Source organism: Pedobacter borealis DSM 19626, from assembly GCF_000708285.2.
GTDB lineage: Bacteria > Bacteroidota > Bacteroidia > Sphingobacteriales > Sphingobacteriaceae > Pedobacter > Pedobacter borealis.
Genome location: NZ_JAUG01000144.1, coordinates 1 through 6,682, shown reverse-complemented (window position 1 = coordinate 6,682; position 6,682 = coordinate 1). Strand labels below are relative to the sequence as shown.

Below are 6,682 nucleotides of genomic sequence, written 5' to 3'. Positions count from 1 at the left end.
GCTGAAAATTATATCTTATTTACGCCTAATCCCGCTTTATCGTCCTGCTGAATTTATTTCAGCATCTTTTTAGCGTGAAAGACCCTGAAATAAATTCAGGGTGACGACCGTCTTAACAGAAAACTTGATTAAAACGCCACAAAATGAGATTTAATAATCGAACTCAGGTTGATATTTAGATCTACAACGTAGCCATATCAATCACAAAACGGTAACGTACATCGCCTTTTTCCATACGTTCGTAGGCATGGTGGATATCTTTCATATCAATCATTTCGATGTCTGATACAATATTCTTCTCGGCACAGAAATCTAACATTTCCTGAGTTTCGGCAATACCGCCAATACCCGATCCGGCAAGACTTTTTCTACCACCAAGCAAACTAAAAGCCGCAATTTCTGCCGGTTTAGGTGGAACACCTACGCAAATGTGTATACCATTCGTTCTCAATAAAGACAGATACATATTAAAATCGTGCTCAGCAGATACGGTATCTAAGATAAAATCGAATGTACCTCTGGCAGCTTTAACCTGAGCAGGATCGGTTGTTACCACAAAGTGGTGGGCACCAAGTTTTTTGGCATCTTCTTCTTTCTTTGGTGAGGTACTCAATACCGTTACTTCGGCACCAAAGGCTACACCAAATTTCACAGCCATATGGCCTAAACCACCTAAACCAAGTACAGCCAGTTTATGGCCTTTTCCTACTTTCCAGTGTTTTAGAGGCGAATAAGTGGTAATACCTGCACATAAAAGCGGTGCTACAGCAGCAAGATTTAATTTATCCGATACATGCAGTACAAACTCTTCTCTTACTACAATCGTATCCGAATATCCGCCATAAGTTGGTGTTTTACCATCTCTTTCTAAACTATTGTATGTTTGCGTACTTCCTTCTAAGCAATATTGTTCTAAATCTTGCTTACAGTTTTCGCAAACCTGGCAAGAATCTACCATACAGCCAGTACCGGCAAGATCACCAACCTTAAATTTTTTAACATGATCTCCAACCTTTGTTACTCTGCCCACAATTTCATGGCCAGGAACCATTGGGAATATCCCCGGAAACCAATCGTTTTTGATCTGGTGCAGATCTGAGTGGCAAACCCCACAGAAAAGTATCTCGAACTGAACATCATGAGGTCCTACTTCCCGGCGCTCAAAATTCCAGGGTGCAAGATCTGTTTCGGCATTTTGTGCCGCATATCCTTTTTGTTGCTATCATAAAAATTCAAATTAATTTTACCTTAACAAAGGTATACAGCGGTTTGCTAAGAACAATTACACAAATCAAATAAATCATTGCAAAATTCAAACAATCTCGACTATTTACATTAAATTTTAAAGATTCAATTTGAACAAAAATATTCATTTAACGCTACAAACTTCGTAAGCCTAAAAACTTAGCCACACCAATATAACATTTACATTCCCCTATAATTTCGTCCCTTACTATTCTTTATCACATTGATTTACAAGGAGTGGCAAGAAATAGCTTTTACCATCCATCAAAATTTCCGATATTTGTAGCATTTGGAAGTCGTGATTAAATTCAAATCCCGACATTTTCTTTCCTCGCTAAAACAAGTGAGGCTTAATAAACGTTATGACAAACACAAATAAATCTGTAATTTTGAGCCATGTATAATAAAAGTGATATTGAATTAAAGGTAGCAGAATTTTTATTACAGATAAAAGCAATCAAATTACAACCAAATAATCCTTTTACCTGGGCATCTGGCTGGAAATCGCCAATTTATTGCGATAACAGAATTACCCTTTCTCACCCTCAGGTTAGAACTTACATCCGTCAGAAACTTGCGCAGGCCATTCAGGAAGAGTTTGGTTCGGTAGATGTTATTGCTGGTGTTGCAACCGCTGGAATTCCTCAAGGTGTTTTAGTAGCTCAAGAACTTGGTTTACCTTTTATCTACGTAAGAGCGAAAGCTAAAGAACACGGTACTGGAAGTTTAATTGAAGGCGAAGTGGTAGAAGGTCAACGTGTGGTCGTTATCGAAGATTTAATTTCGACCGGAAAAAGCAGTTTACAAGCTGTTGATGCATTAAGAGCTGCAGGTTTATCGGTAGCTGGCTTAGCGGCAATTTTCACTTACGGTTTCGAAAAAGCAGACGAAAATTTCGCAGCTGCAAAATGTCGTTACTTAACCTTATCAAGCTATGGTGCTTTAATCGATTATGCTGCCGAACACAGCATTATTGCCAAAAGTGATATGGAATTATTAGGTAAATGGCGTTTAAATCCTTCAGAATGGGGACAAGGACAAGTTTTCAGTCCGGAGTCTTAAGTTTTGAATAAAAACAAAAATCTATAAAAATATATAATGACTGTTATTGAAAGCGCAGTAGAGGTAAATAAACCAGTTGCAGAGGTTTATGCATTTCTATCCAATATGAACAATCATCAGCAACTAATGCCAGAAAATATTTACAACTGGGAATCTACAGAAGATGATGCACGGTTTACCATCCAAAATATGGCAAAATTGGCCATTAAGATTTCGAGCCGTATCGAAAATCAGGAAATAACAGCTATTCCGAGTGAAAAAGCACCTTTCGATGTAGAATTGAAGTGGACTGTAGCAGATAACGGAAACGGAACAACTACAGCTAAACACATTATCTCAGCTGATCTGAACATGATGATGAAAATGCTGGCATCTGGTCCACTACAAAAACTGGCCGATCACCAAACGGAAAAACTGAAAGAAATTTTAGGGTAAAATTGATTGCACAGATAAATGAGACGAGTTAAACCTCGTCTTTTTTTATGCGTAAAAATTCCATTGCGTTCTCTTATCAGCACATTATTTTAATACCTTAGTTTTCGAATAACCTTTAAACTATGAACCTCAGATTTTTCCAGGTAACTGCTTTATTTTTTGCCCTTGCTCCTATTTCCAAAACACTTGCTCAATCGCTCACCGCTTTAAAAACCGAATATTTGGTTAACCCGATCGGCTTAGATAATCCAAATCTACGTTTTACATGGCAAATGAACGACGCCAGTCAGGGTGCAAAACAAACAGCCTACCGCGTTCTGGTAGATACCGATTCGGCTTCGCGCGCTTTGGGTACTTTGGCGCTCCAAAGTACCATGTCCCCGCGGCAAAGAGCGGAAAAGACAATGTTTGGGTAATTAATGTTTTTTTCCAAATAAATGCCTTTAGTAGCTAGAAAGATGCTGATCCCGAACATTCGGGACAGCATGACGACCGCCTTAATGAATGTGCACTAAAAACAATATAGAATTAACAAAAGATGTGTCCACACGATAGGACCTTTCGGGAAAGCAATCTTACAACGATCGCTATTGGCGTGCGCTTTAAGATTATTCATTTGTGCATATGTTTTTAAAGGCATTCATGGGCTCAATCGTTCGGTTAGTTTCGTTCCTCGAAATAGCGACCTTTCTATGAATGCTGTCATCCTGAGGTACGAAGGATCTTTAAGCGATAGATTACTGATTTCATCAATTAATATTGCTTTCAGAATGACACCAATGATTCCGCGTTAGGGATTGTAAGGGTTCAGTACCGATCCTTCATCGGTACCGCAGCGAAGCGCAGCCCTGAAAAGCCCGGAACCTTGCGCAGCTTGGGTAACGCCCAAATCAGTTAAAGCTTATAATCCTTATAAGACTTCGATAGTTTAAAGATTCTTCGCTGCGTTTCAGAATGACAGCAAGCAATATCACGACAATTTTTCAGCATAAAACATTAAAAATCAGTAATTTAGTCATTAAAAACAATTTCTTACCGACAAAATTTCCGATTGTAAAATCAAAACAGCTATGGCATTTGTTTTGACTTAAACGGGAATATGAACTTCAACAATTTTACTATAAAAGCCCAGGAAGCAGTTCAACAGGCTTCTGAAATAGCCCAAGGCAATCAGCAACAGGCTATTGAAACGGCACACCTGCTTAAAGGTTTGCTTACTGTTGATGAAAACGTGGTTTCTTATGTTTTAAAGAAACTTAACGTTAACTTAAATTCACTAAATCAAAACTTAGATGCAGAGATTGCCAAGTTCCCGAAAGTGAGCGGAAGCAATGTCTATCTGTCATCTAATGCCAATAGCGCCCTGCAGAAAGCGCAAACATTTTTAAAAGAATTTAAAGATGAATTTGTCTCTGTAGAGCATTTATTATTAGGCATATTAGCCGTTAACGATAGCACATCGAAATTATTAAAGGAACAGGGTGTTAACGAAAAGGACCTTAAAAAAGCGATTGTAGAATTGCGTGGCGATAACCGTGTAACGGATCAAAATGCAGAAGCTACTTACCAGGCCCTAAGCAAATATGCAAGGAATTTGAACGAATATGCCGAGAGTGGAAAGCTTGATCCGGTGATCGGCCGCGATGAAGAAATCCGCCGCGTGATCCAGATTTTATCACGTAGAACCAAGAACAACCCTATTTTAATTGGTGAGCCGGGTGTAGGTAAAACAGCCATTGCAGAGGGTATTGCCTTCAGGATTATTAAAGGTGATGTACCTGAAAATTTAAAAAGTAAAGTGGTTTATTCGCTCGATATGGGTTCGCTTATTGCAGGTGCAAAATATAAAGGCGAGTTCGAAGAACGTTTAAAAGCTGTGGTTAAAGAAGTTACCCAGAGCGATGGCGAAATCGTATTGTTTATTGATGAGATCCATACTTTGGTAGGTGCTGGTGGTGGCGAAGGCGCAATGGATGCGGCGAACATTTTAAAACCAGCCCTTGCCCGTGGAGAGTTGCGTGCCATTGGTGCAACAACTTTAGATGAATATCAAAAATATTTAGAAAAGGATAAAGCACTAGAGCGTCGTTTCCAAAAAGTAATGGTTGAAGAACCTGATACTCAGGATGCGATTTCTATCCTCCGTGGACTGAAAGAACGTTACGAAACACACCATAAGGTAAGGATTAAAGATGAAGCAATTATCGCAGCTGTAGAAATGAGTCAGCGGTATATTTCAGACCGTTTCCTGCCAGATAAGGCCATCGATTTAATGGATGAGGCTGCATCTAAATTGCGCATGGAGATGGACAGTGTGCCAGAAAATGTGGATGCTTTAGACCGTGAAATTATGCGTTTAGAGATTGAACGCGAAGCCATTAAACGTGAAAAAGACGACAGGAAGGTTAAAGAACTTTCAGAAGAAATTGCCAACCTATCAGCTGAACGTGATCAATTGAAAGCCAAATGGCAAGGCGAGAAAGACCTGGTAGATGCGGTAAACAACGAGTTAGAGCAGATTGAGCACTATAAATTAGAAGCTGAGCAGGCAGAACGTGCTGGCGATTATGGTAAAGTAGCCGAAATCCGTTACGGTAAAATTAAAGAGGCCCAGGATAAAGTTGAAAAACTTAAAGCCGATTTAGAAAGCCAGCAAAGCGATAGCCGTATGCTTAAGGAAGAAGTTACAGCTGATGATATTGCAGGCGTAGTTGGCCGTTGGACAGGCATTCCGGTTACTAAACTGATTGCCAGTGAGCGCGAAAAATTACTTCATTTAGAAGAAGAATTACACCAGCGTGTGGCTGGTCAAGATGAAGCAATTGAAGCCATTTCTGATGCGATCCGCCGCTCGCGTGCGGGCTTGCAGGATAAACGTAAACCAATCGGCTCCTTCATCTTTTTAGGTACAACCGGAGTGGGTAAAACGGAGCTTGCGAAAGCATTGGCAGAGTTTTTATTCAACGATGAAAATGCACTAACGCGTATCGATATGAGTGAATATCAGGAACGTCATGCCGTTTCACGTTTAATTGGAGCGCCTCCGGGCTATGTTGGTTATGACGAAGGCGGACAGTTAACCGAAGCCGTTAGGCGTAAACCTTACTCGGTGGTATTGCTTGATGAGATTGAAAAAGCACATCCAGATGTATTTAATATCCTGTTACAGGTATTGGATGATGGCCGTTTAACCGATAATAAAGGCAGGACGGTAAATTTTAAAAATACCATCATCATCATGACCTCAAACATTGGTGCGCATTTAATCCAGGATAACTTTAAAAACTTAAGCGATGAAAACCGCGAGGAGGTAATTGCGAAAACCAAAAACGAATTGTTCGAGGTATTAAAACAAACCATTCGTCCGGAGTTTTTGAACAGAATTGACGAGCTGATTATGTTTACACCATTAAACCGCAGCGAAATCAGAAACATTGTAAGCTTACAGTTTAAACATGTACAGCAAACATTGGCCGAAATGGGTATAGAAATGGATGCCAGTGATGAAGCTTTAGATTGGTTGGCACAATTGGGTTACGACCCACAGTTTGGTGCCAGGCCGTTAAAAAGGGTTATTCAAAAAAGAATCTTAAACGAGTTGTCGAAAGAGATATTGGCGGGTAAGATAGATAAAGACAGCAAAATTAAGCTGGATATGTTTGACCATAATTTTGTGTTCCTGAATCAAAATGCTGGTTAATACATGCCGATCAAATCCCGTCCCGATTAAATTGGGACGGGATTTTTTTGTTTAATAACCTGAGTTCGAATATTAAATCTCACTTTGTGACGTTTTAATCAAGTTTTCAGTTAAGGCGGTCGTCACCCTGAATTTATTTCAGGGTCTTTCACGCTAAAAAGATGCTGAAATAAATTCAGCAGGACGATAAAGCTGGATTAGGCGTGTATAAGATATGATTTTCAGCTAATAATTATCGAA

Annotated in this window: 4 protein-coding genes and 1 pseudogene; 4 read left to right on the top strand and 1 reads right to left on the bottom strand. The window is 39.6% G+C overall.

The features are described from left to right. Positions 1 to 181: 181 nt before the first annotated feature. A pseudogene (locus AW17_RS22590) lies at positions 182 to 1,219 on the bottom strand (NAD(P)-dependent alcohol dehydrogenase); the annotation flags it as partial. Between the two features lie 422 nt (positions 1,220 to 1,641). Between AW17_RS22590 and pyrE the strand changes: the two are divergent. The 4 genes from pyrE (at position 1,642) to clpB (ending at position 6,442) form a co-directional block, all read left to right on the top strand. Next, positions 1,642 to 2,307: an orotate phosphoribosyltransferase gene (pyrE, locus tag AW17_RS22585; protein ID WP_029280425.1), complete on the top strand. Its 666-nt coding sequence runs from the start codon at positions 1,642 to 1,644 to the stop codon at positions 2,305 to 2,307. A gap of 36 nt (positions 2,308 to 2,343) precedes the next feature. Beyond that, positions 2,344 to 2,742: an SRPBCC family protein gene (locus AW17_RS22580; RefSeq protein ID WP_029280423.1), complete on the top strand. Its 399-nt coding sequence runs from the start codon at positions 2,344 to 2,346 to the stop codon at positions 2,740 to 2,742. A gap of 122 nt (positions 2,743 to 2,864) precedes the next feature. Further along, positions 2,865 to 3,158, top strand: a complete 294-nt coding sequence (locus tag AW17_RS22575) for a glycoside hydrolase family 78 protein (protein WP_029280421.1) — start codon at positions 2,865 to 2,867, stop codon at positions 3,156 to 3,158. 683 nt (positions 3,159 to 3,841) lie between these two features. Beyond that, a complete protein-coding gene (gene clpB, locus AW17_RS22570) occupies positions 3,842 to 6,442 on the top strand; it encodes an ATP-dependent chaperone ClpB (RefSeq protein ID WP_029280419.1) in 2,601 nt (866 codons plus the stop codon). Positions 6,443 to 6,682: the final 240 nt, after the last annotated feature.

Bases quoted from the DNA above. Each gene is read 5' to 3' on its own strand.
- pyrE (WP_029280425.1), top strand. From the start codon at position 1,642: ATGTATAATAAAAGTGATATTGAATTAAAGGTAGCAGAATTTTTATTA.
- AW17_RS22580 (WP_029280423.1), top strand. From the start codon at position 2,344: ATGACTGTTATTGAAAGCGCAGTAGAGGTAAATAAACCAGTTGCAGAG.
- AW17_RS22575 (WP_029280421.1), top strand. From the start codon at position 2,865: ATGAACCTCAGATTTTTCCAGGTAACTGCTTTATTTTTTGCCCTTGCT.
- clpB (WP_029280419.1), top strand. From the start codon at position 3,842: ATGAACTTCAACAATTTTACTATAAAAGCCCAGGAAGCAGTTCAACAG.